Consider the following 25,826-nt stretch of genomic DNA (forward strand, 5'->3'; position numbering starts at 1 on the left):
ACACCAAAAACTGCGTGTTTATGGAAATTAGACAAATTGGCGGTATTTTAGTGATCTGCGTGATACGTGTCAACATTTAACTCAAAAGAAATTAAACATTTGTAAGGACTAATTCAATTTACCCCCTCAAAGCTCCAAAAGTTCAACTTTCATGCGCATTTAGCTCGAATATTACGATTTTCTAATTTTCACTCCTCATTTTAGCCAACCATAGAGTGATAAAAATATCAGCAACAAAACGCAATCGATAAATACCAAGAGAAAACATGACAATTTAAAGATCTAAAACAAAAAACACACCAAAGACCACATAAACAGCATAGAAATGGAGTCAAAAAGGCGATAAGAAGAAAGTAGAAGGAAGATCGGAGAAGTGAGATTACTAAGGAAAAGGCACCAAATAAAGAAAGCGCCGGCAATTGCCAGCGCATAAATATCTATTTATAGGTCATTCAAACCAAGCACATCCGTCATGGTATAAAAGCCTGCTGGTTTATCATTTAACCAAACCGCGGCCTTGATTGCGCCATTAGCAAAGGTCATTCGATCAGTGGCTTTATGGGTAATTTCCACTCGTTCACCGATATCAGCAAACATAGCGGTGTGTTCACCAATAATGTCACCGGCACGAATCGTCGCGAAACCAATCTCATCTTTAGTGCGCTCGCCAGTAATACCCTCGCGTGACCAGACAGCTACATCGTTCAGCTCGTTGCCCATAGCACCCGCAATAGCTTCGCCCATACCAATCGCAGTACCTGACGGTGCATCGACTTTATGACGGTGATGAGCCTCAACGATCTCGACATCACAGTAATCGCCCATCACTTTAGCGGCCTTCTCTAGCAGCTTAAAGACCAGGTTCACACCAACGCTGTAGTTAGGTGCCATTACGATAGCCATCTCTTTTGAAGCAGCATCAATCACCTGCTTCTCTTCTTCAGAGAAGCCCGTTGTACCGATGATCAGTTTTTTACCGTGACGTTTACAAAGTTCAATATTCGCTAATGTGCTAACAGGGGCAGTAAAATCGACAATCACATCAAACTCTTCGATGGCTTTAGACAAATCATCGACTAAAGCAACATCAAAACGACCTTCACCGCATAACTCGCCGACATCTACGCCGACCAAAGATGACTCTGGACGCTCTGAACCAGCTCCAACACTTGCTTCTGAATTATGATGAGCGGCTTTCACCAAGTTGCGGCCCATGCGGCCCGCTGCTCCTGCAATTGCAATTCTTACCACTGCGAATATCTCCATTGTTTTGGTTACCGTTGCCACTTATCTCTTGCAGCAACGTTCAATCGATTAATCTCTTTAAACTAACAACAATCTCAAACTCAGGCTAGCAATTACGAAAACTCTTTTATTACTCGCTCTAAAATTGGCACATTTGCCTCTGGGAAGGCGTATTGATTCAATGATTCTAGGCTTACCCATTCACCTTGCTGACCTTCTTTACCATAAGGCTGCTCTTCAAAATCAGTCACGAGAATGAAATCGAACTTAAGTGACTTATCCGTGTAATCAAATTCAAGATGCTCAAACAGAGACTGCTCGGTCACCTTGATACCGACCTCTTCATCAAGCTCGCGAGTCATCGCTTGCTCAATAGTTTCGCCCTCTTCAACCTTGCCACCTGGAAATTCCCAGAAGCCACCTTTGTGCTTGTCATCTGGACGCTTAGTGATAAAGACCTGTGACTTATCTTGATTGAAGATAATACCCGCTACGATATGGATTCTTTTCATTGATGGTGTTCCTTAATAAAACGCTGAACTCACATAGTCCCTAAATACGTCATCCTCAAGAAAGAGGAACGACTGAGTTGGGGATCTAAAACTACGCGAGCCTAACTAAACAAGATCCCCTACTACGCTCACTCCTCGCTATAGGGAATGACAACTTCCTTGCGTAACAAAGTAAGCCATGAAATTTACATACAAAAAGAGCCGCCTAAGCGACTCTTTATATTCTATTTGTCAGTTTTATGAAGCTAAGTTGTAGTGTATGAGAGCAAGGCGGTGGCACGGAGCTTACGACTGTAAGTGAGTACCACCAACGCAGCTATCATGCGCTACAGCAACGATTCATTAAACTTACGCGATTTTACCGTGACACTGCTTGTACTTCTTACCGCTACCACATGGGCATGGCTCGTTACGGCCAACTTTACGCTCGTCACGCACTACCGTTTGTGGAGATGCCGCTTCAGCTTCATCGTCAGCTAGCTGGTTTTCAGCTGTTGCATGTTGCGCTTGTGCACGACGCGCCGCTTCTTCAGCTTGAGCTTGACGTTGAGCTTCCATCTTTTCAACTTCTTCTTGTTGCTGAACGCGCACTTTAGAAAGGATGGTAACAACGTCTGTTTTCAGTACATCTAGTAGGCCTTCAAACAGTTCAAACGACTCGCGCTTGTACTCTTGTTTCGGGTTCTTCTGAGCATAACCACGTAAGTGGATACCTTGACGAAGGTGATCCATCGCAGCCAAGTGCTCTTTCCAAAGGCCGTCTAGCGTTTGTAGCATCACAGATTTCTCGAAGTTACGCAGTACTTGAGCACCAACCACTTCTTCTTTCTGTTTGTACGAATCAACCGCCATAGCAAGAATACGCTCACGCAATGCTTCTTCATAAAGCTTGTCGTCTTCGTCTAACCAACCTTGAATATCAAAGTCTAGATCGAAGTCATTCTTCAGACGATCTTGCAGACCCGCGATATCCCACATATCTTCAAGAGACTGAGGTGCGATGTATTCATCAATCACTGATGCCAATACATCTTCACGGTTGTGTTCGATCATCTCGCTGATATCGTCAGAGCTCATCAGTTCATCACGAAGCTCATAAACCACTTTACGTTGGTCATTGGCTACATCATCGTACTCAAGAAGCTGCTTACGAATATCGAAGTTACGACCTTCAACTTTACGTTGTGCTTTTTCAATTGAGCGAGAAAGCATCTTAGATTCGATCGCTTCGCCTTCGTCCATACCACTTTGGATAAGACCAGCCATACGATCCGATGTGAAGATACGTAGCAGAGAATCTTCCATTGATAGGTAGAAACGAGAAGAACCCGCATCACCTTGACGACCAGAACGACCACGTAGCTGGTTGTCGATACGGCGAGATTCATGACGCTCAGTACCAATGATGTGCAGACCACCTGACTCAAGCACTTTATCGTGGATTACTCTCCAGTCAGCTTTGATCTTCTCGATCTGCTCTTTGGTTGGATTCTCTAGCTTCTCAACTTGTGCCTGCCAGCTACCACCTAATACGATATCGGTACCACGACCAGCCATGTTAGTTGCGATAGTTACCGCACTCGGCATACCAGCTTGTGCAACGATCTCTGCTTCCATTTCGTGGAATTTAGCATTTAGAACGCTGTGCTTAATTTTTGCTTTTTTCAGTGCGTTAGACAGTAGTTCAGACTTCTCGATAGAAACCGTACCAACCAATGATGGCTGACCAGCAGCTACACGGTCTTTGATGTCTTCAATGATCGCATTGAACTTGTCTTCTTCGGTACGATAAACCACATCTGGCATATCGTTACGAACCATAGGCTTGTTGGTTGGGATAACCACTGTTTCTAGGCCGTAGATAGACTGAAATTCGAAAGCTTCTGTATCGGCTGTACCTGTCATACCTGACAGTTTTTCGTATAGACGGAAGAAGTTCTGGAATGTAATCGATGCTAGCGTCTGGTTTTCATTCTGAATCTTCACACCTTCTTTAGCTTCAACAGCTTGGTGTAAACCTTCAGACCAACGACGACCTGGCATAGTACGACCAGTATGTTCATCAACGATAACCACTTCGCCTTCTTCAGTAACGATGTAGTCGACGTCTTTCTCAAACAGTACGTGTGCACGCAGCGCTGCATTAACATGGTGCAATAGGCTGATATTAGTTGGAGAGTAAAGCGTGTCACCCTCTTCCATCAGGCCGTTTTTGACCATTAGCTCTTCTACAAATTCTTGACCGTTTTCAGTCAGGTGAACCTGTTTCGATTTCTCGTCCATGGTGTAGTGACCTTCACCACGGTACTCTTCAGAATCTTCTTTATCTTGGCGCTCAAGGTTAGGGATCAACGTGTTAATACGCGTGTAAAGATCTGAACTATCTTCAGCTGGGCCAGAGATAATAAGTGGAGTACGAGCTTCATCGATTAAGATTGAGTCAACCTCATCGACAACAGCAAAGAAGCGCTCACGTTGAACACGATCTTCAGCACGGAAAGCCATGTTGTCACGTAGGTAATCGAAGCCAAACTCGTTGTTTGTTCCGTATAGGATATCCGCTTGGTACGCTTCTTTCTTCTCTGGTGGAGCCATGTTTGGCACGTTTACGCCAACAGTCATACCAAGGAATTCAAATAATGGGCGGTTTGTTTCCGCATCACGCTTCGCTAGGTAGTCGTTCACCGTTACTACGTGAACACCTTTGCTAGGTAGGGCGTTAAGATAAGCTGGTAGGGTTGCTGTAAGAGTCTTACCTTCACCAGTACGCATTTCTGCAATTTGGCCAGCATTTAGAACCATGCCACCAATCATTTGCACGTCAAAGTGACGCATGCCGTAAACACGCTTAGACGCTTCACGTACCGTAGCAAATGCTTCAGGTAGAAGTTGGTCTAGCGATTCACCTTTATCTAAGCGCTCACGAAATTCAACCGTTTTTGCTTTTAGTTCTTCGTCTGAAAGTGCTTCAAACGTTGGTTCGAAGTTATTAATTTCTTTTACAATTTTTCTAAGGCGGCGCAGTGTTCTGTCATTGCGACTGCCAATTACCTTTGTCAGCAGCTTAGTAATCATGTGCTTGGAATCTCTTCGTTCTCAGATCGTCCGCGATCTATTTTAAATGCCGTCAGTGTCTCTACTAGCTATGAACTAGTCTTCAGTTACTAACCAAGGATACTGAGATAAATCTAGTATCTTTGATATTGTACTTGAGAGTAGAGTTTTCAAGGCTTGAGTTAAAATTAATGCCCTTTAGTGTAAGTAATTTTCACACCAACAACCATTTATAACCCCATTTGTTTGATGTGCTTGGAACTTTTCTTTCTAATTGCTGATGGATTAGCCAGACTGCAGCTCATTGGGAGACAACTTTCGGATGTTGACGACACTGTATCTGGAAAATAGATACAAAAAAACCAGGTCAATGACCTGGTTTTCGAAATCTTATATTGCTGTAAACAACAATTACGCTAGAACCATTCCTGGCTCAGCAAATGCAACAGGAGAGCCTACTTCTTCTTCGAATGTTGCCCACTCCCAAGCTTCTGCGTCAGCAAGTACTGCACGTAGTAGTTGGTTGTTTAGGCCGTGACCTGATTTGTATGCACGGAACTCACCAATAATAGCGTGTCCACACATGTACAAGTCACCAATCGCGTCTAGTACTTTATGAGTTACGAACTCATTGTCAAAACGTAGACCTTCTTCATTAAGAATTCGGTATTCGTCCAGTACGATAGCATTATCAAAGCTACCGCCAAGTACTAGGTTTTGAGATTGTAGATACTCAATGTCGCGCATGAAGCCGAAAGTACGAGCGCGAGAAATTTCTTTCACAAAACCTTGTGAAGAGAAATCAAACAACAAACGTTGCTCATCAGATTCAATAGCTGGGTGGTTAAAATCGATCTCAAAGTCCATACGGAAGCCGTTAAATGGAACAAATTCTGCCCACTTATCGCCATCTTCAAAACGGATAGGCTTTTTGATACGAATAAAACGCTTCGCTGCATTCAGTGTTTCTACACCCGCTTGCTGTAGCAAGTATACGAATGGGCTTGCGCTACCATCCATAATTGGGATCTCAGGTGCATCTACTTCAACAATAATGTTGTCGATGCCCATACCCGCTAAAGCTGCGTTAAGGTGTTCCACTGTAGAGATACGTACGCCTTCGTCATTAACAAGAGCTGTACATAGCATAGTGTCACGAACTGACGCTGGATCAGCTGGGAAATCTACAGGTGGATTTACATCTGTACGACGATAAACAATACCTGTATTTGCAGCTGCCGGGCGAAGAGTAAGTGTGACTTTACGACCAGAGTGGAGACCCACACCAGTTGTTTTCACAATTTCTTTCAGAGTACGTTGTCTGATCATCTGCTTGCCTCGTTATCAGTGCTACAAATCACGGTCAGTATTTACCGACCGCGAATTTTACCATTAATTCGACAATAGTCAAATTTTGGGTATTTGTTAATCAGCCTGACGTCGTAAGAATGCTGGAATATCTAAGTATCCACTCTCTTTCTCAGCCTTAGGTGCTGCACTTTGGCTAGCGCCTGTACCTGAAGAAACAGGTGACGTTGTTGGCTGCGGCTTAACTTGAGGTTTAACCTCAGTTTTTTCTTGCAATGGTTGTGCCACTTTCTCTTCCACTTTTGGTGCAGTTTGAGCCGCTACCTGTGGTTGAGGAGTTGGTGCAACCTTAGCTTTACCACCAGCAACTAATGTAATGTCTGGTTTTTTCTCTGTGCCGATACCTGTTGCTACAACAGTTACACGGATTTCATCCGTCATATCAGGGTCTAGAGAAGTACCAATCACAACTGTTGCGTTATCAGATGCGAATGCCTTAACTGTATTACCTACTGTTTCGAATTCATCTAGACGCATATCTAGGCCAGCTGTGATGTTCACAAGAACGCCACGTGCGCCAGCTAGGTCGATGTCTTCTAGTAGTGGGCTAGAAATTGCCGTTTCAGCAGCTTCTTCAGCACGGTCTTCACCTTTTGCGATACCGCTACCCATCATTGCATGACCCATCTCAGACATTACGGTGCGAACATCCGCGAAATCGACGTTAATCATACCAGGGCGAGTAATTAGCTCAGCGATACCTTGTACAGCGTTTTTAAGTACATCATTGGCACTTGCGAAAGCTTCTAGCAGAGTTACGCCGCGGCCAAGTACTTTAAGTAGCTTCTCATTTGGAATCGTAATTAAAGAATCCACATGTTTAGAAAGCTCTTCAATACCTTGCTCAGCAAACGCTAAACGTTTTTTGCCTTCAAAGCTAAATGGCTTAGTTACAACAGCAACCGTTAGCACACCCAACTCTTTCGCAACTTCAGCAATAACTGGAGCAGCACCTGTACCAGTACCACCGCCCATACCAGCTGCGATAAATACCATATCGGCGCCAGTTAGAACTTCTTTAATTCTTTCTCGATCTTCGAGAGCTGCATCACGGCCTACTTGTGGGTTTGCACCAGCGCCCAAACCTTTAGTGATATCACCACCAATTTGGATCACGCTGCTCACGCTTGTTTTACGAAGTGCTTGTGCATCAGTGTTAACACTGATGAATTCTACGCCTTCGATTGATTCACGTACCATGTGCTCAACAGCGTTACCGCCACCGCCACCAACTCCAACGACTTTAATTACTGCATCGTCAGACATTTCCATCATCGGTTCAAACATGTGTTATCTCCGTTTTTTCCTGCAACTCAGGTTAAAACTCTTTTTGTATCCAATTACGCAATTTGCCAAATAAACCAGACATAGAAGGTGCTGAACGCTTAGGTTCGCTGTAATCACCTTCATCACTGATCTGACAATCTCTTGCGTAATGAAGTAAACCAACCGCCGTAGAATGATACGGCTCTTTAACATAGTCAGTTAAGCCACTAACTTCTAACGGCTTACCAACTCGAACTTGATTGCGGAAAACACGTTCCGCACACTCTACCAATCCGTCAATTTGTGCCGCTCCACCAGTGAGAACGACGCCAGCTGCAAGGTGGTGTTTAATACCTTCATCTCGTAGCTGTAATTGAACCGTATCAATAGTTTGGTTAACGAGACCCATAAGTTCAGTGTAACGTGGTTCAATCACTTCCGACAAAGTTTGTCGTTGCAAACTTCTCGATGGGCGACCACCAACACTTGGGACGTTAACAGAGTCATCCTTGCTTACGAGTTCACTCAGAGCGCAACCATGGTTTACTTTTATCTCTTCAGCATCGCTCACTGGCGTGCCGAAAGCGAAGGCAATATCACTGGTTACTGCATTTCCTGCGTAGGAAAAGACTTCTGTGTGTCGAAGTGCGCCGCCAGTCCAAATGGAAATATCCATTGTACCCGCACCGATATCGACAACACATACTCCAAGCTCTCTCTCGTCTTCAGTAATTACCGCATTGCTTGAGGCAAGTCCTGAAAACACGATTTGTTCTACTGTGAGACCACATCGTTCAACAGCTTTAATAATGTTTCTCGCCATGTCGCTATGGCAAGAAATTAGGTGAACACTGACTTCCATTCGAACACCAGATAAGCCAAGTGGGTTCTTAATCCCTTCTTGATAATCAATGGTAAATTCTTGTGGGATCACGTGCAGAATTCTCTGCTCATCACCTATTTTAATTGATTTCGCGGTATGGATCGCTCGATCCATATCGTCTTGAGACACCTCTTCATCAGAGATAGTGCCCATGCCTTTTTCAATTCGGCTTGCGATATGTTTACCCGATAGCGAGATAAATACATTGCTGATTTGGCATTCCGCCATCAACTCTGCTTGATCAATAGCTCGCTGAACCGACTTAACTACCGACTCTAGGTCGTTTACACCACCTTTATCCATACCTCTGGATGGGCTTTGCCCAGAACCAATGATATTGATTTGACCATCAGGCAATATTTCACCAACCAGAGCTGATATGGTCGCAGTGCCTATATCAAGACCAACGATTATGTTGTCATCTGCGGTCTTAGTCATCTGTGCTCTCTTCTAACTCTTGCTCTGGAAACCAGCCTACAGCGGCTCCCGTATCATACCTGAGGTCGATGTAGCTCACTTGATTCGCTTTACTACCAAGTTCGTTGTAAAGCGAAATGAAGCGTTCAACACGCTCATCTAAAGAATCTTTACCTAGTTCTAAACGGATACCGTTATCTAGGATTATTTGCCAAGCGCGACGCTCATTGAGAACGAGAGAGGTAACGGTTAACCCTAGACTGTTAATCAAAGGGGTTATCTGTCGCCACTTTTCTATCACTTCTTGGCTGGTGCCGTCTGGGCCGTAAAGCTTAACTCTATCGCCCTTCAACAGGCCGATATCACCATTAAACACCTGACCATCGTCATTCAGCAGCATGTTACCGTTCCAGATTGCTGCCGCATGGTACTCAGTCAAAAATACTTTTATTGTGTCTGGCCACTGCTTACGAATGGAGACCACTGAAACCCAAGGTAACGCTTCTAAACTGTCTTGCAACACACCGATGTCTTGCGACATGAAGGTTCCAATGTGCTCTAGCTCGCTAAAGGCATGTTGAACATCACCAGCGGTTACGTAAGTTAAGTCGCCTTGAAGTACTATTTTGGAGAGAGGCAATCGCTGATCGTCCCACATCCAAGTTAGTGTGGTATAGAAAAGAAACCCAATGAATAGCAATACCATGACAAAAAAAGACCCGCCTAAGGCGTGTTTCTTGAGCGACGGTAAACTGAATAGGTGGCGGTTTTCGCTAAAAGTACTTTCTACCAAAGCCCGCATTCCCTGTCGTTGGTTCGCAATTCTATTCCCTATCTTCGTAATAGAGGTAAAAGCACTTACTTTAACCTATGAATTATACTGAGCAAAATCAAACTATCAAACGTTGATAATAAGATTTTTGGTCAATTTTAGGTCAATCGCAAGAAGTGAGCGATTGACCACAGTCTGTAGACAGTATTCTGTTACGCGTTCTGCATTTTATTAATGTCTAACTGTAACGATTCCAACTGCTTCGCTACTCGACCAACATCGCCTGCACCCTGCGTTAAAACAAGGTCACCGCCTTGAATTACGTTGGCTAAAGCCGATGGCAGTGCGTTGATATCGGCAACAAAGATTGGGTCTATCTTACCACGCCCACGAATAGTTCGACTTAATGAACGTCCGTCAGCCCCTGCAATAGGTTTCTCACCTGCAGAATAAACATCTAACAGAATTAGGACATCAACCTGCTCAAGAACGTTCGCGAAATCATCATACAGATCGCGAGTACGGCTATAACGGTGCGGTTGGAAGATCATAACAAGACGTTTATCAGTCCAGCCACTACGAGCAGCTTGAATCGTCACATCAACTTCGGTTGGGTGATGACCGTAATCATCGACCAGCATTGCAACGCCTTTACCTGTTTCATACTCACCTAGGTGATCGAAACGGCGACCCGTGCCTTCCGTTCCCGCCATCGCTTTGAGAATCGCTTCATCGCTGATGTCATCTTCTGTTGCAACAGCAATCGCCGCGGATGCATTCAATGCATTGTGACGACCTGGAATGTTTAACGTGATATCAAGGTTAGCTTTACCTTCACGTACCACTGTGAATTTGCCTTGCTGGCCTTCTTGTACGTAGTTCTCAATACGAATATCCGCATCTTCAGAGAAACCGTAAGTAATCACCTGGCGACTTACCTGAGGAATAAGCTCACGCACTACTGGATCATCAACACACATCACAGCCTGACCGTAGAATGGTAGGTTGTGTAAAAAATCAATAAACGTCTGCTTTAGCGTTTCAAAATCGCCGCCGTAGGTATCCATATGATCCGCTTCAATGTTAGTTACGATACTAACCATAGGTTGCAGATGTAAAAATGAAGCATCACTCTCATCGGCTTCAGCGATAAGAATACGGCTTGAACCTAAACGTGCGTTAGTGCCAGCACTTTTAACCAAACCACCGTTTACGAAGGTTGGATCTAGGCCGGCTTCCGAGTAAATCTGTGTCACTAGCGCAGTCGTGGTTGTTTTACCGTGCGTACCTGCCACAGCAATACCGTGACGAAAACGCATCAGCTCAGCCAGCATTTCTGCACGACGAACGATCGGTGTGCGCGCTTCACGAGCTGCAATAATTTCTGGGTTTTCTTCGTTGATAGCGGTTGATACCACCACCACACTTGCGTCGGCAACGTTACTCGCTTGGTGACCGATATAAACGGTCGCACCCTTGCTAACTAAACGATCAGTCACTGGGTTTTGAGCAATATCAGAACCCGTGATCTGGTAGCCTTCATTTAGCAAGACTTCAGCAATCCCGCTCATTCCGGCACCACCAATACCAATGAAGTGGATAGATTTAACACGGCGCATCTCTGGCACCATTGCACGGATTTGCGCTAAGTCTTGGGTATGTTCAATCGTCATCAATTCAATCTCATTATTTTGCTAAAGCTTTAATCGCTTCAGCGACGGTCACATCAGCATCAAGCTTGGCGGCTTGACGAGCTTTTGTTGCCATCATTTTTAATTCATTTCTATCAAGCTGCGTGATAGTGTTCGCTAGCTTATCAGCCGTTAGTTGAGGCTGTTCAATCATTAACGCTGCGCCACATTCAACTAAATGGTCGGCATTCAACGCTTGTTGTCTGTCTTTGTGCATAAACGGAACGAAGATAGAACCGACACCTGCCGCAGACACTTCTGATACGGTTAATGCACCTGAGCGACACACTAATAGATCTGCCCACTCATAAGCTTGCGCCACATCATCAATAAATTCAGTCACTTGAACATTACCAACAGAATGTGATTTGTATTGCTCAATAACTTGTTGTTGATTGTTCTTACCCGCTTGGTGCATCACAGTGAAGCCTTCACCAAGCTGCGCCATCGTTACTGGCAAGGTATCGTTTAGGATTTTTGCGCCCTGACTGCCGCCCATAACCAAGATGCGGATGTCACCATCACGCTCAGCCATGCGTTGCTCGGGTTCAGCTAAGGCAACCACATCTTCGCGTACTGGGTTACCCACCACTTCTGCGGTAGGGAAAGCACCAGGGAAAGCTTGGAAAACCTTTTTAGCAATCTTAGACAGCCATTGGTTGGTTAAACCTGCCACTGCATTTTGTTCATGGAGAACCACTGGAATGCCAGACAACCATGCCGCGATACCACCCGGGCCACTCACGTAGCCACCCATACCAAGTACCACATCAGGCTGCCATGCTTTGATGTGTTGCCTTGCTTGAAGTATGGCATTAATAATCTGGAACGGCGCTTTAATTAACTTGCTAATGCCTTGACCACGCAGGCCTTTCACTTTGATGAAGTCGATTTCAATGCCATGCTTTGGCACTAAATCCGCTTCCATTCTGTCTGCTGTGCCTAACCAGCGAATTTCCCAACCTTGTTGCTGAAGCTTTTTCGCTACTGCTAACCCTGGGAAAACGTGACCGCCAGTACCACCAGCCATCACTAAAAGTTTTTTGTTTTGTTTCATCACGTTAGATTCTTATTCTACTAATTCGTTTTGACTATCAGCTTGTTCTTTTTGTTGCATTCGGCATTCGTGGTCAATGCGCAGCAGCATTGATACCGCCACAGACATAACAATTAAACTCGAACCACCATAACTGATTAGCGGTAGGGTTAGACCTTTGGTCGGAACGATGCCAGATGCAGCACCTACGTTAACAAGCGTCTGAAACGCAAACCAAATACCAATACCAAAAGCCAGATAGCCGCTGAACACTTGATCGTGTTCAAAGGCTTTTTTACCTATCAGAATGGCTTTTAACACCAAGCTGAAGATCAACATTAATACTAAGGTAACACCGACAAAGCCAAGCTCTTCAGCCAACACAGCAAATACAAAATCGGTATGCGCTTCTGGTAAGTATTCGAGTTTTTGAATCGAGTTACCAAGCCCTTGCCCCATCCAATCACCACGGCCAAACGCCATCAATGACTGAGTTAACTGGTAACCACTGCCGAACGGGTCGTTCCAAGGTTCCCAGAATGAGGTAACACGTCGAACACGATAAGGTTCTATAACAATCAAACCGACGACCGCGGCAATACCTGCCACCATCAAGGCGATAAACTGTGAAAGCTTGGCACCAGCAATGAATAGCATGCCGAACAGGGTCACTAGCATTACGACCACAGTACCTAAATCGGGCTGGCCTAGCAGCAGCACGGCAAAAGCGCCGAATACCATGATCGGTTTACCAAAACCACCGAAGAAGGTTTTTCTCACTTCATCTTGCTTCCGAACCAAGTAGCCCGCCATAAAGATAAACAGCGATAACTTGGCGACTTCAGCGGGTTGTAAGTTAAATAGCCCCAATGGGATCCAACGCGATGCGCCGTTAACCGACTTACCGACGGCTAATACCACAATCAGCAAGAAGAAGGACAAGCCCAGTAGATACATACTGTATTGAAACCAGCGTTGCATCGGGATTTGCAATATGACGCTAGAGACACCTAACGCCAATACAAGGAAGATGGCATGACGGAACATAAAGTGAAACGGCTGATCGGTTAAACGAGCACTGATGGGGAACGAAGCAGACGTCACCATCACCAAACCTGTCAGCATTAGCCCAAGAGCAATCCACACCAATTGACGATCGTAAAGCGCCTCGGGAGTAGCACGGTTTAGCCACTGCCAGATGGATTGATTAATCTCTTTGACTCTTTGCACTGAATGTTAGTCCTTCAACACGTTAAGCATACTCATGAGCAAGCTCAGTGAACGCATCACCTCTTGCCATGAAATTATTAAATTGATCGAAGCTTGCGCACGCCGGAGACAGCATCACCATATCTCCAGCCACCAGCTGTGGCGAGATAGATTCGATTATCTGCTGCATGGTATCGAACTTTTGTGCCGATGGGTGCAGAGGCATGAATTGATCTGCATCTTCACCGAAACAACACAGCTGAACACGCTCAAGTTGCGCCAATACTGGTTCAAGCTCACTAAAGTCAGCACCTTTACCAACGCCGCCAACCAAAAGATATAACGTACCTTGATACTCCAACCCAGACAGGGCTGCCAATGTGCTGGCTACATTCGTTGCTTTGGAGTCATTAACCCATTTGATTTCGCGCTTGTCAGCCACGACTTGGCAACGATGCGTCAAACCGTTATAGGCCTTCAAAGCATCAAGACTTTTGCTGTAGTCGATACCAACTTGCTTCAATAGTGCAAGTGAGACTAACGCATTCGCCACATTGTGACGTCCAACCAATGTTAAATCTTGGGTAGCAAGGACAGGTTTACCGTGATCGACCAACCACTCAGTACTATCAATCGTTGATACACCAAACTCTTGGTTATCTAGGCCAAAAGTCAACAATGGCATTGTCTGGTCAGGGTAAGTCTCTTTGTCTTCACGATTAACAGTCGCACACTGCGCGTTATTAAAGATTCTTAACTTGGCCTCACGGTAATCAGCCATGCCTTGATAGCGATCCATATGATCTTCAGACAGATTTAAGAATGCCGCAGCGGCAAGTTTTAAATTCGATGTAGTTTCTAACTGAAAACTTGAAAGTTCAAGGACATATAACTCCGCATCAAGTTCTAGAAGGTCTAGGGCAGGAATGCCAATATTGCCGCCAACGCCAACATTAAGCCCAGCAGCCTTAGCAAGCACACCAGTCAGATCAGTCACGGTACTCTTACCGTTTGAACCAGTAATCGCCACAACAGGCTTATCTACAGCCCAACCAAACAGCTCGATGTCGCCAACGACAGGCGTACCCGCTTGAAGCACATCTTGAATTTCAGGTGTCGCTAAAGCAATGCCTGGGTTAGCAACCACCAGATCAGCCTCAGCTAGCCATTGGCTATTCCAGCTTCCAGAATGCAGCTCAACCGACTCAGGCAAAGATTCCTTTCCTGGTGGTAGCTCTCGCGTATCAATTACCTTTACGCAAGTATGGGGCTGATATTTTACGAGATGTTTAACGACAGAGAGCCCGGTAATACCGAGCCCCACAACCACTACATTTTGAATATTTTGCCAACGTTCCATTTAAACAAGATGCTCTTAATAGTTTTAAAGAGCCCCTATTCAGAGGCTCATACAGGATTAACGAACTTTCAGTGTCGCTAGGCCAACCAGTACTAATACCATTGAGATTATCCAAAAACGCACGATAACACGCGGCTCTGGCCAACCTTTAAGTTCATAGTGGTGGTGAATCGGTGCCATGCGGAAAATACGCTGACCACGCAATTTGTAAGAGCCCACCTGCAGAATCACTGACAGAGTCTCCATTACAAACACACCACCCATGATCACTAGTACCAACTCTTGACGAACGAGTACCGCAATCACACCTAACGCACCACCCAATGCTAGAGAGCCAACATCGCCCATGAATACTTGTGCTGGGTAAGTGTTAAACCATAGGAAGCCAAGGCCTGCACCAACGATAGCAGTACATACCACCACCAGTTCAGAGGTGTATGGGATGTATGGAATGTGTAGGTATGCTGCAAAGTTAACGTTACCTGTCGCCCAAGCGATAACAGCAAAACCCGCAGCAACCATAACCGTTGGCATAATCGCCAAGCCATCTAGGCCATCAGTTAGGTTTACCGCGTTACTGGTACCCACAATAACAAAGTAAGTTAGAACAATGTACAGTAAACCAAGTTGTGGCATCACATCTTTAAAGAAAGGCACCACTAATTGTGTCGCAGCAGTGTCTTGCCCATGAGCATACAGAGCAAACGCCACAACCAATGCAATAGCCGATTGCCAGAAGTACTTCCAACGCGCAATCAAGCCATCAGTGTTCTTACGAACGACTTTACGATAATCATCAACAAAACCAACTGCACCGTAACCGCCTAGCACGACAAGTACGGCCCAAACGTAAGGGTTTGATAAGTCAGCCCAAAGTAAGACCGTAATGATGATCGCAGCAAGGATCATCACACCACCCATGGTTGGTGTACCACGCTTACTGAAGTGAGATTCTGGGCCGTCATTACGAACAACTTGGCCAATTTGCAGCATTTGCAGACGCTCAATTAAACGAGGTCCCATCCACAGCGACAGACATAAAGCCGTCAAAATGCTCGCGATTGCACGAAACGATAAGTATTCGAACAAACGGAAAAAAGAAAAGTGTGGCTGTAGTAGCTCTGCAAGCCAAATTATCATGAAAAGTTCTCCTTTAAAGCAGCGGCTATTTTACTCATTCCTGCACTATTGGCGCCTTTTACCAACAAGGTATGTGGCGCGTTTTCTGGCAAGCTCAAGTGCTGCTCTATGTGCGCGATCATCGCTTCATGCGTTGCAAAGTGAGTGCCGTTACACACTTCACTAATCACCTTGGTATCATCACCGTAAGTGAGTACATGCTCAAAAGCGAATGGGGCAGCATATTCACCGACTTGACGGTGAAGTGCAAGGCTTTCATCGCCTAACTCAGCCATATTGCCTAAAATCAACCAACGCTGACCTTTGAAGCTCGACAACAATTTAGCTGCAGCCTTCATTGCCGGTACACTGGCGTTGTAACTGTCATCTATCAGCTTGATATTCTGACTTAATTGTTGAACCTCAACTCGGCCTTTAACTGAGATAAGATTCGCTAAACCGCTTTTAATTTCTGCAAGCGTGGCACCGAATTGAATGCTCAGTGCTGCTGCGGCTAATGCGTTGGCTACATTGTGCTGACCAATAATGCCAAGTTCGACATCGATAGCGCCTTGCGGGGTCTGCATATCAAAGCAAGCTTCACCCTGCTCGTTGATGCGAATATTCGTCGAAAAGTAATCCGCCGTGTCATCACTTTCAGAAAAGGTCAGTACGTTTTTGTCTGCAAGCACATCTTTCCAGAAGTCACCACCATTGCTCTCTAGGTTAACAATAGCAGTATCACCAGCAGCAAGCCCCTGAAAAATTTCGCCTTTCGCTTGTTTAACACCATCAATTGAGCCAAAGCCCTCTAGATGCGCGGCAGCAACGTTATTCACTAAGGCCACCTGTGGTTTCACAAGCTGCGTGGTATAGGCAATTTCACCAATGTGGTTCGCGCCCAGTTCTATCACGGCATAGTCGTCATTGGGTTCACTGCGCAGCAAGGTTAGTGGTACTCCAATATCATTATTGAAGTTACCCGCTGTAAACAGCACTTTGCCACGTTGTTGTAGAATACTCGCGACCATCTCTTTGACGGTCGTTTTGCCACAGCTTCCTGTTATCGCCATGGTTGGCACGTTACATTGTTTGTGGATCCAAGCACTTAGCTGACCTAAAGCAAGTTTAGTGTCTTCAACAACAACTTGAGTAATATTTAGGTCAAGTTTTCGTTGAACTAATAACGCACTCGCATTGGCCTCAACAGCCTGACCACAAAAATCATGCGCATCAAAACGTTCACCTACGAGAGCAACAAACAGTGCACCTTCTTCAACGGTGCGAGTATCGGTAGAAACCGCATTGATCAAACTATTGCTCGATTTGCCAGCCTCTATCAACTGACCACTGACCACGGAGCAGATCTGCTCGAGTGATACATCAATCATTATGAAATACCTAAAAGTTGTAGTGCTGACTCTCGATCCGAATAGTGGATCGTTTTGTCTTTTAATACTTGGTAATCCTCATGGCCTTTACCAGCCAGAAGAATAATGTCGTTATTACCCGCCTGCTCTAGAGCAAACTTAACCGCCTGAAAGCGATCGTGTTCAACAAAGGCGACTTCAGGCTCACTTAAACCTGCCAGCATGTCTTTAACAATCAATGCCGGGTCTTCACTGCGAGGGTTGTCATCTGAAATAATAATGTTATCGGCGAACTGCTCTGCGGTAACCGCCATCATAGGGCGCTTGCCTGTATCTCGATCACCACCGCAGCCAAAGATTGCCCATAGCTTTCCAGAGCAATGTACACGTAGTGCTGCCAATGCTTTCTCTAATGCGTCAGGTGTATGCGCGTAGTCGACAACCACTTTCGCTTTGTTTGGTACTTGGAACAATTCCATGCGACCAATAACAGGTTGCAATTGAGGTGCTGTGTCGATCAAGGTTTGCTTGTCGATGCCTAGTACAAGTAGGGTCGCGAAAGCAACCAATACATTTGATGCGTTGAACTGGCCAATTAAAGGAACAGACAGTTGTCCCTGCCCCCAGCTACCATCAAAAGCGAGTTTGATACCCGTCTCTGCATAAGCAACATCCGATGCCCATACTGACTGCTGGTAGCCCGATAACGGAAGCAATGACACAGCTACTGCATTGGACAGATCAGCCATCCAAGCTTTACCGACTTCATCATCAACATTAATCACAGCGTGCTTACACTTATGCTGAGTAAACAAGCTCTTCTTAGCCAGAGCGTACTCTTGCATCGTGCCGTGGTAATCCAAGTGGTCACGGCTCAAGTTAGTAAATACACCAGCCTCAAAATCCAATGCCTTAACTCGGCCTTGAACCAAACCATGAGACGAGATTTCCATCGCGGTATAAACAGCGTTTTCTTCAGCCAACTCACTCAGCGTACGTTGTATTTCAATCGCACTACCGGTCGTATTCGCCGCCGTTTTAAGGTTGTCTAGAAAACCGTTACCCGTGGTGCCCATTACCGCAGAGCGTTGGCCGACTAAATCTAGCCACTGAGCAATCAATTGGGTGATAGTGGTTTTGCCATTGGTGCCGGTAACACCAATCAGCTTAGTCGCCTGAGACGAGTAAACACGACCGGCCAACTCAGATAACACCAAGTTAAGGTCTTTAATGTAAACAACCGGAACAGCATCCAACCACTCAATCAGACCATGGGCCTTTTCAGCATCAGCTTGTGCGATAACGGCATTGGCTCCCTGTGAGACCGCTTTGTCAATGAAACGACGGCCATCAACAGCATGCCCAACTACAGCAACAAAAATATCGCCGTCTTTGATGGCACGACTATCCAACTCCAACTGTTCAACGGCAATCGCATCCAGCTCAGGTGAACTAAAGTCACTCCAAGGAGAAAGTAAAGATGACAGCGTGAGGCTATTACTCATATTGAATCCTGATTGGCTCTATTCTTGAAACTTGTTTTCATCAGCAGGGACATTCAGAATTTGCAGTGCGCCCTTCATGATTTCAGAAAAAACAGGGGCTGCGACCGAGCCACCATAGTAGAGGTCACCTTGAGGTTCATTGATCATCACAACCAAAGAGACTCTTGGGTCACTCACTGGAGCAACACCTGCGGTATAGGCGAAGTACTCGTCTCCATAACCACCGGAAATCGCTTTTCTAGATGTACCTGTTTTTGCTGCTACTCGGTAACCCGGCACGGCAGCTCTTGTCGCTGTACCGCCCTTTTGGGTTACGCCTTCTAGCATGTTCAAAACCAACTCAGCATTTTCGCGCTTGATGATCTGTTTTGAGAAATCTTGGTCGTTGCTTTTAACGATATGGATAGGTTCGTAAACACCGTGATTCGCTAACGTCGCATAGGCATGAGCCAATTGCAGCGGAGTAATCGCTAGACCATAACCAAAGGATAAGGTAGCGATTTCAAACTTAGACCAGCGTCGACGGTTCGGGAAAATACCCGCGGTCTCACCGACTAGATTCAGCCCAGACATCTCGCCAAGACCAACAGAACTGTACATGCCCAGTAGCGCTTCAAGTGGCATATCCAGTGCTAACTTCGCCACACCGATGTTACTCGACTTCTTAAGGATTAACGCCAAGTCTGCCTTACCAACTTTGGAAGTATCACGTACACGGCTACCACCGATTTGCATGATGCCGTTACCCGTATCAATTACAGTATCAGCATCCGCGGTACCATTTTCGAGAGCGGCAAGAACAACAAACGGCTTAACCGTCGAACCTGGCTCAAAAGCATCGGTGATCACGCGGTTACGCATCTTAAAGCTTTGTAAATCAGCACGATTGTTTGGGTTGTAAGACGGTGCGTTAACCATGGCCAAAACCGCACCCGTTTTTACGTCTAATAAGATGGCAGATCCAGACGTCGCCTTGTGATCGGCTACCGCCTGTTTAATCGCTCGGTAGGCGATCGCTTGTAATCGTTGATCGATCGTTAGCTCGAGTGGTTTACCTTCTTCACGCTCTTCTAGTGCAATGTTTTCAACTACTCGCCCGTAACGGTCTTTACGGATTGTACGTTTACCTGCTTCACCCGTGAGCCACTTATCGTAGCTGCGCTCGACACCTTCTAGGCCGTGTCCATCAATTCCGGTCACACCAATAAGATGCGCGCTGACTTCACCGGCTGGGTAATAACGACGTGATTCTGCTTTAAGACCAATACCCACCAGCTTTAAGTCGCGGATGTATTTCGCCATTGCTGGGCTAACTTGTCTTTGCAGGTAAATAAATCGACGGGATTTGTTGCTAGAGATCTTGTTGATCATCGATTGTCGATCTAAGCCAAGTACATCAGCTAGCGCATACCAACGATCAATTTGGGCCATGCCATTTTTATCGAAGATGGTTTTCGGGTCAGCCCATACCGCCTCAACAGGCACACTGACGGCAAGTGGTTCGCCATTGCGGTCTGAAATAATACCGCGGGCAGAAGGAATAGCCTTAACACGTACAGAACGAAGGTCGCCCTGACGAATTAAGTTATCTGGTTCAATGACTTGGATGTAAGCCACACGACCTACTAGTACAGAAAAGGCAACCAACACAAAAGCAATAACGACGTTGAAACGCCATTTAATCAGAATTGGATCCGAGTCCTTTTCGCTCTTCACTCGCTCTTTCGTTGGTTTCTTAACGGCTTTCGCGGGGGCTTTTTCCTTTTTTCCGGTCATTTCAGTGTGATCACAACTTCTTTGTCGGAGTCTGGACGTTTCATGTCTAGCTCTCGTTTTGCCGATGCTTGAACGCGGCTATGTTCAGCCAGAGCCGTCTCTTCAAGCATTAAATTTCGCCATTCATTATCAAGCTGTTCACGCTCACTCAATGCCATGTCTTTTTGCGTGATTGCCTGACGTGACATGTGTGTCGTGAGAACGACCCCCATCGCGCTCGCGAAGATACAGATAAGCAGCACCAATGGGACTTTACCCACGGAGATCAAATCAAAAAATATTATCTTGGCTAAGTTCGGCTTGGAGGTCTTCATTGACTATAGCTTTTCTGCGATTCGTAATACTGAGCTACGTGAACGAGTGTTCTCATCCACTTCGCCTTTCGATGGTTTGATCGCTTTACCGACAGGCTTAAGATCAGCACTGCCTAGTGCTTTGATCTGCTCTTCCGTTAAAGGAAGGCCGTGAGGTACTTGCGGGCCTTGGCTCTCTTTACGAATAAAACGCTTCACCATACGGTCTTCAAGTGAGTGGAAGCTAATAACAGACAGGCGACCTTCTGGAGCAAGAATGCTTGCTGCGCCTTTTAGTGCCGTGTCGATCTCTTCCAGTTCACTGTTAATGTAGATACGGAATGCTTGGAAAGCACGCGTTGCTGGGTGCTTTTTCTCTTTGAAGCTTTTTGGTGCTACATCAGAGATAAGCTTAGCTAACTGACCAGTGCGAGTTAGCGGCTCATTCTCTTCGTTTTCTTGATAAGCAATGATGCCTTTCGCGATACGACGAGCGTGCTTGTCTTCACCGAACTCACGAATCACCCAAGTGATATCATCAAGATCCGCTTCTAGTAACCACTGAGATACAGGGATGCCCGAAGTTGGGTCCATACGCATATCCAACGGGCCATCTTTCATGAAACTAAAGCCGCGTTCAGCGTCATCAAGTTGCGGAGAAGAAACACCTAAATCCAGCAGAACGCCGTCTACTTTACCCACTAAGTCATAACGCTCTGCATATTCAGCCATACCTGAGAACGGGCCGTGAATAATCGTAAAACGAGGGTCATCAATCTTTTGCGCTTCTGCAATCGCTTGTGGATCGCGGTCAATACTAAAGAGTCGTCCATTCTCGCCCAGTTTAGACAGGATTGTACGGCTGTGACCACCACGGCCAAAAGTACCATCGATGTAGGTACCGTCAGGTTTGATCGCAAGTCCGTCAATAGATTCGTTAAGCAATACTGAAATATGTTTGAATGCTTCTGTCATAGTCTTCTCAGTGAGTGGATTGAGCCATTAGTTCGGCAATAATTTGTTCTATTAACGTTTTAGTGTACTGATTTCACGCCGTATCTCCACCATATTGTGTATAGGCTTTGGGAATTTTTGACCCAAGCTCATATCAGGGTGAAGGATTCTAAGGAAATCTAAATAATTTACGTCAATATAAAGCAAAAAACCCATCACTACCGTTAAGTAATGATGGGTTCTTTATATAGGTGGAGTCGACACATACGCCGGGTTCTGTTCCGCTTGCGCGGCGGTAACCATTCGTCTAGGCCTGCAATCGCTCACAGGCTCAAGCAATCTACCCGCCCCCATACGCGAGCAACGCAATGTGAGGGCCTATTTGATCTTGCTCCGGGTGGAGTTTACCTTGCTACGAACTGTTGCCAGTCGCACGGTGCGCTCTTACCGCACCCTTTCAGCCTTACCTGTGCCCCTTCCGAAGAAATGAGGCCATCGGCGGTCTTCTCTCTGCTGCACTTGTCGTGGGCTCGCGCCCCCCAGACGTTATCTGGCACCCTGCTCTATGGAGCCCGGACGTTCCTCCCCTCTACCAGTCTCCCGAAGGACTTCAACGTCAGTTTCCCGAAGGACCTCAACGTCAGTCTCCCGAAGGACATCAGCAAAGCAGCGATTACCCGTTCAACTCCGAGGGCGGATTGTATAGAGATTAGGGTGCAGTGTCTAGCGAGATCACAAATATGGTGCAAACCTCTAAGCAACTGCGTGAATTTTACACAATTCAGACAAAAAAAGAGGAATAACGGCAATACCATCACTCCTCACAAGCTTTTCAATACAGGTTAGCTACTCTATAAAGAGGTTTCTAGTGGTCTAGATGCTCTAGGCCCCATTTGTATAACGCGTTCTTTTTCAGATTGTAGATTTCTGCCGTCATCGCCGCCGCTTTTTTAAGAGGCAGCTCTTTGGTTAGAATGCCTAGTGTGCGAGTCGCTTCGTCTGGCAGTTCTGTGCTCGCTTCTTCACGATGACCATGAATCAGTAACACCATCTCACCGCGCTTACGGTTCGAATCTTCTTCAATCCACTCAATCAACTCACCCAGTGGCAATCCTTGAATTGTTTCGAATGTCTTAGTCAGCTCACGTGCCAAGACAACTTCACGGTCTGGGCCTAAGATCTCAAGCATATCTTGTAGAGAATCTGAGATTCGATGTGGTGATTCGTAGAAGATACACGTGCGCTCTGCTTTCGCGATCTCTAGGAACTTATCTTTACGACCTTTGCTCTTTGGCGGCAAAAAGCCTTCAAAGCTGAAACGATCAGACGGTAAACCAGACGCACTCAATGCCGTAATCACTGCACAAGCACCAGGAAGTGGCACAACTCTCACACCCGCTTGACGACATTGTGAGACAAGATGGTAACCTGGGTCACTGATTAAAGGTGTACCCGCATCAGAGACTAATGCGATAGACTGACCTTCTAATAACCTTTCGACTAGAACTTGCGCTTTAGTTTGTTCATTATGATCATGTAAAGCGAACGTTCTGGTTGATATATTGAAGTGAGCAAGCAGCTTACCCGTGTGGCGTGTGTCTTCGGCTGCAATAACATCGACACTTGATAAAATTTCAATTGCTCTTTGAGTGATATCTCCCAAATTTCCGATTGGGGTTGGCACAATGTAGAGAGTTGGGCTCTCTGTGAGCAAGGTTTTGTTATCTGTCATTTGTTTACCATCACTTCAACGATTAATATAGATACAAATTTATACGGAATTTAAAGAACTCATGGCAACGATGAACCATAAGAGACTCAGTGTACCACGCTTACTAACTCCAATTGCATTAGCAATTACATTGGCGGCTTGTTCTTCAGGTCCTCAAGCACCAACGAGCGTTGATATTACACTAGATCCAGCGCAATCAACTGAAAGTTACATGATGCAGGCGGATAGTAGCAAAGGAAGTCTACAAAACGACTGGTTAATCATGGCACTTAAGGCTTCTGTGCAAGCTGGAAAAACCGATCAAGCAACTCTGTTGATCAAACGCTTAGCAAAACAAGAGCTGAGCGAAACGCAACAAGCGGAATGGCAATTAGCTCGCGCTCAACTGTTGGTGAATAACTCGCAGCCTGAACAAGCTTATAGCCAACTGAACTTCCAGCCTTGGTGGAAACTTCCGAACGAGCAGTGGAAAGATTATCACGAGCTACGCGCGAACATTTCTGAAATGCAAAGCGAGTATTTTGAAGCAAGCCGTGAGTTAGTTCTTTATTCAGAGTATCTAGACGCTGATGACGAGCTCCAACAACAAGCTGCTGACCGTATTTGGCAAAACCTAAATAGCTACTCTCAATATGAGATTCTAGAGCTTAAAACGTCGCCTACAGAAGACGTTCTAGCAGGTTGGTTACAGCTGGCGATTTATATGAAGACGCTGAACTCGAACCTTCCAAACCTACAGGAAACCCTGTTTGATTGGCTAGCAGAGAACCCTCAGCACCTAGCAGCGACATACACACCTCAAGCGATCACTGACATCTTAGCGCTAGAGATCAGCAAGCCAACCAGCACTGCACTATTACTGCCTCTAACCGGTAAGTACAGCAAGCAGGCACAACTTGTGCGTGACGGTTTCATCTTTGCGATGATGAATGACAAAGAGCGCGAAGAAGATGCAACGCTGACGGTAATGGATACCAACGTGCAAAGTGCCGCTGAGATTAAAGCGACACTGGAAGAGAACAATGTTGATTTCATCGTTGGCCCGCTGATCAAGAGTAACATCACTAAACTTCAGCAAGCACAGAAAAACCACGAAAACTCGATTCCAGCATTAGCTCTGAACATTCCAACACAACTAGAACCTGATACTAACATTTGTTATCTCGCTCTATCGCCAGAGCAAGAAGTCGCTCAGGCAGCGAAGCACCTATTTGCTCAAGGCTACAAGTACCCGCTTATCCTTGCGCCAAGAGGACGTTTAGGTGAGCGAGTTGAGCAAGCGTTTAAAGAAGAGTGGAAAAAATACAGCAGCAACGATGTTGCTATCAGCTTGTTCTCTGACAAACGCCAACTGCAACGTAATGTGAATCAGGTATTCGGCTTGCAAGAGAGCCAACAGCGTATCGCTCAAATGGACGGATTACTGAACCTAGACCTAGAAACCGAGCCACGCAGCCGTCGTGATATCGATTCTGTCTACATTGTGGCTAAGAACTCAGAGCTAACACTAATCAAACCCTTCATTGAAGTTGCAATTAACCCAGATGCGAGCCAACCCGCTCTGTTCTCAAACTCACGCAGCAACAGCGGTGATAAGCAGTATGAAGACCTAACCGGTGTGTTCTACAGCGATATCCCACTATTAGTTGAGAATAAAAACGAGCTTAATAAAGAGCTCAACGACCTATGGCCTGCGCACTCAAACGGCCAAAAACGTCTGCAAGCACTAGGAATGGATGCATACTATCTAATGGATGCACTGCCACAGATGAAAGCCGTGCAAGGTTACAGCATTCCAGGTGAAACGGGTGTGCTAACCATCGATAACAACTGTGTGGTTCAACGTGAAATCAGCTGGGCAGAGCATGGGGCTTTTTAGCCGAAAGTTCCTATCCAAACCAACCATCACCCACAAACAAGTGGGTGATAAATACGAGGCCGTGGCAAAATCTTATCTGATTAACCACGGTTTATCGTTAATAGAAGAAAACTTCATAGCAAAATGTGGCGAGATTGATCTTATAATGCGCCATAACAATACGGTTGTGTTTGCTGAGGTAAAATACCGCAAGCAAACCCGCTACGGACATGCCGCTGAAATGGTGACTGCCAAGAAGTCACAGAAACTGCTCAAAACAGCCAATGTTTGGCTTATGCAGCAAGGCTTGTCGGTGCACTCTACAGATTTCAGGTTTGATATTGTTGCCATTGAAGGGCCGAATGACACTATCGACTGGATTCAAAACGCGATTACCCAAGGATAA

General features: G+C 45.7%; 20 protein-coding genes and 1 other RNA gene. 2 read left to right on the forward strand and 19 right to left on the reverse strand.

The genetic code is table 11. The features are described from left to right. Positions 1 to 441: 441 nt before the first annotated feature. From dapB to rsmI, 19 genes are all read right to left on the reverse strand, one after another. Positions 442 to 1,266, reverse strand: coding sequence for a 4-hydroxy-tetrahydrodipicolinate reductase (gene dapB / locus AB4263_RS08460; protein WP_020628676.1), 825 nt, complete (start codon positions 1,264 to 1,266; stop codon positions 442 to 444). A 92-nt stretch (positions 1,267 to 1,358) separates the two neighbouring features. Then, the gene (gene mutT / locus AB4263_RS08465; RefSeq protein ID WP_017062897.1) at positions 1,359 to 1,757 is read right to left on the reverse strand and encodes an 8-oxo-dGTP diphosphatase MutT; all 399 of its coding nucleotides are present in this window, start codon (positions 1,755 to 1,757) and stop codon (positions 1,359 to 1,361) included. 348 nt (positions 1,758 to 2,105) lie between these two features. Next, a complete protein-coding gene (gene secA, locus AB4263_RS08470) occupies positions 2,106 to 4,832 on the reverse strand; it encodes a preprotein translocase subunit SecA (protein WP_017059292.1) in 2,727 nt (908 codons plus the stop codon). A gap of 390 nt (positions 4,833 to 5,222) precedes the next feature. Further along, the gene (gene lpxC / locus AB4263_RS08475) at positions 5,223 to 6,140 is read right to left on the reverse strand and encodes a UDP-3-O-acyl-N-acetylglucosamine deacetylase (protein WP_010434751.1); all 918 of its coding nucleotides are present in this window, start codon (positions 6,138 to 6,140) and stop codon (positions 5,223 to 5,225) included. Between the two features lie 96 nt (positions 6,141 to 6,236). Next, a complete protein-coding gene (ftsZ, locus tag AB4263_RS08480) occupies positions 6,237 to 7,466 on the reverse strand; it encodes a cell division protein FtsZ (RefSeq protein ID WP_017059291.1) in 1,230 nt (409 codons plus the stop codon). A gap of 31 nt (positions 7,467 to 7,497) precedes the next feature. After that, positions 7,498 to 8,766, reverse strand: a complete 1,269-nt coding sequence (ftsA, locus tag AB4263_RS08485) for a cell division protein FtsA (RefSeq protein WP_010434747.1) — start codon at positions 8,764 to 8,766, stop codon at positions 7,498 to 7,500. Beyond that, complete coding sequence (locus AB4263_RS08490; RefSeq protein ID WP_017059290.1) at positions 8,759 to 9,451, reverse strand: cell division protein FtsQ/DivIB; 693 nt, start codon at positions 9,449 to 9,451, stop codon at positions 8,759 to 8,761. Before AB4263_RS08490 ends, ftsA begins: the two co-directional genes overlap by 8 nt. A 278-nt stretch (positions 9,452 to 9,729) precedes the next feature. Next, entirely contained in the window at positions 9,730 to 11,190 is a 1,461-nt protein-coding gene (murC, locus tag AB4263_RS08495; RefSeq protein ID WP_017059288.1) for a UDP-N-acetylmuramate--L-alanine ligase, read from the reverse strand. A gap of 13 nt (positions 11,191 to 11,203) precedes the next feature. Beyond that, complete coding sequence (murG, locus tag AB4263_RS08500; RefSeq protein WP_017059287.1) at positions 11,204 to 12,265, reverse strand: undecaprenyldiphospho-muramoylpentapeptide beta-N-acetylglucosaminyltransferase; 1,062 nt, start codon at positions 12,263 to 12,265, stop codon at positions 11,204 to 11,206. A 12-nt stretch (positions 12,266 to 12,277) separates the two neighbouring features. Further along, the gene (gene ftsW / locus AB4263_RS08505; protein WP_065584711.1) at positions 12,278 to 13,474 is read right to left on the reverse strand and encodes a cell division protein FtsW; all 1,197 of its coding nucleotides are present in this window, start codon (positions 13,472 to 13,474) and stop codon (positions 12,278 to 12,280) included. A gap of 22 nt (positions 13,475 to 13,496) precedes the next feature. Next, positions 13,497 to 14,813, reverse strand: coding sequence for a UDP-N-acetylmuramoyl-L-alanine--D-glutamate ligase (murD, locus tag AB4263_RS08510; protein ID WP_372098068.1), 1,317 nt, complete (start codon positions 14,811 to 14,813; stop codon positions 13,497 to 13,499). 57 nt (positions 14,814 to 14,870) lie between these two features. Continuing rightward, a complete protein-coding gene (gene mraY / locus AB4263_RS08515) occupies positions 14,871 to 15,953 on the reverse strand; it encodes a phospho-N-acetylmuramoyl-pentapeptide-transferase (RefSeq protein ID WP_017059284.1) in 1,083 nt (360 codons plus the stop codon). Next, positions 15,950 to 17,323 (reverse strand): UDP-N-acetylmuramoyl-tripeptide--D-alanyl-D-alanine ligase, encoded by a 1,374-nt coding sequence (gene murF / locus AB4263_RS08520; RefSeq protein WP_372083351.1) that lies wholly within the window; start codon positions 17,321 to 17,323, stop codon positions 15,950 to 15,952. Before murF ends, mraY begins: the two co-directional genes overlap by 4 nt. Then, complete coding sequence (murE, locus tag AB4263_RS08525) at positions 17,323 to 18,807, reverse strand: UDP-N-acetylmuramoyl-L-alanyl-D-glutamate--2,6-diaminopimelate ligase (protein ID WP_102332770.1); 1,485 nt, start codon at positions 18,805 to 18,807, stop codon at positions 17,323 to 17,325. The genes murF and murE overlap by 1 nt, the downstream gene beginning before the upstream one ends. Positions 18,808 to 18,825: 18 nt before the next feature. Then, the gene (locus tag AB4263_RS08530) at positions 18,826 to 20,583 is read right to left on the reverse strand and encodes a penicillin-binding transpeptidase domain-containing protein (protein ID WP_372090016.1); all 1,758 of its coding nucleotides are present in this window, start codon (positions 20,581 to 20,583) and stop codon (positions 18,826 to 18,828) included. Further along, entirely contained in the window at positions 20,580 to 20,897 is a 318-nt protein-coding gene (gene ftsL / locus AB4263_RS08535; protein WP_017062901.1) for a cell division protein FtsL, read from the reverse strand. The genes AB4263_RS08530 and ftsL overlap by 4 nt, the downstream gene beginning before the upstream one ends. A 3-nt stretch (positions 20,898 to 20,900) precedes the next feature. Continuing rightward, complete coding sequence (gene rsmH, locus AB4263_RS08540) at positions 20,901 to 21,851, reverse strand: 16S rRNA (cytosine(1402)-N(4))-methyltransferase RsmH (protein WP_008223680.1); 951 nt, start codon at positions 21,849 to 21,851, stop codon at positions 20,901 to 20,903. A gap of 228 nt (positions 21,852 to 22,079) precedes the next feature. After that, an RNA gene (gene rnpB / locus AB4263_RS08545) (RNase P RNA component class A) lies at positions 22,080 to 22,519 on the reverse strand. Between the two features lie 176 nt (positions 22,520 to 22,695). Further along, complete coding sequence (gene rsmI / locus AB4263_RS08550; protein WP_171732329.1) at positions 22,696 to 23,562, reverse strand: 16S rRNA (cytidine(1402)-2'-O)-methyltransferase; 867 nt, start codon at positions 23,560 to 23,562, stop codon at positions 22,696 to 22,698. A gap of 61 nt (positions 23,563 to 23,623) precedes the next feature. Between rsmI and AB4263_RS08555 the strand changes: the two genes are divergently transcribed. Together AB4263_RS08555 and AB4263_RS08560 are read left to right on the forward strand one after the other, a co-directional pair. Beyond that, positions 23,624 to 25,441: a penicillin-binding protein activator gene (locus AB4263_RS08555; RefSeq protein ID WP_372090014.1), complete on the forward strand. Its 1,818-nt coding sequence runs from the start codon at positions 23,624 to 23,626 to the stop codon at positions 25,439 to 25,441. Next, complete coding sequence (locus tag AB4263_RS08560) at positions 25,428 to 25,826, forward strand: YraN family protein (protein ID WP_017059277.1); 399 nt, start codon at positions 25,428 to 25,430, stop codon at positions 25,824 to 25,826. Before AB4263_RS08555 ends, AB4263_RS08560 begins: the two co-directional genes overlap by 14 nt.

Source organism: Vibrio sp. 10N.261.55.C5 (genome assembly GCF_041470505.1).
Lineage (GTDB): Bacteria > Pseudomonadota > Gammaproteobacteria > Enterobacterales > Vibrionaceae > Vibrio > Vibrio crassostreae_C.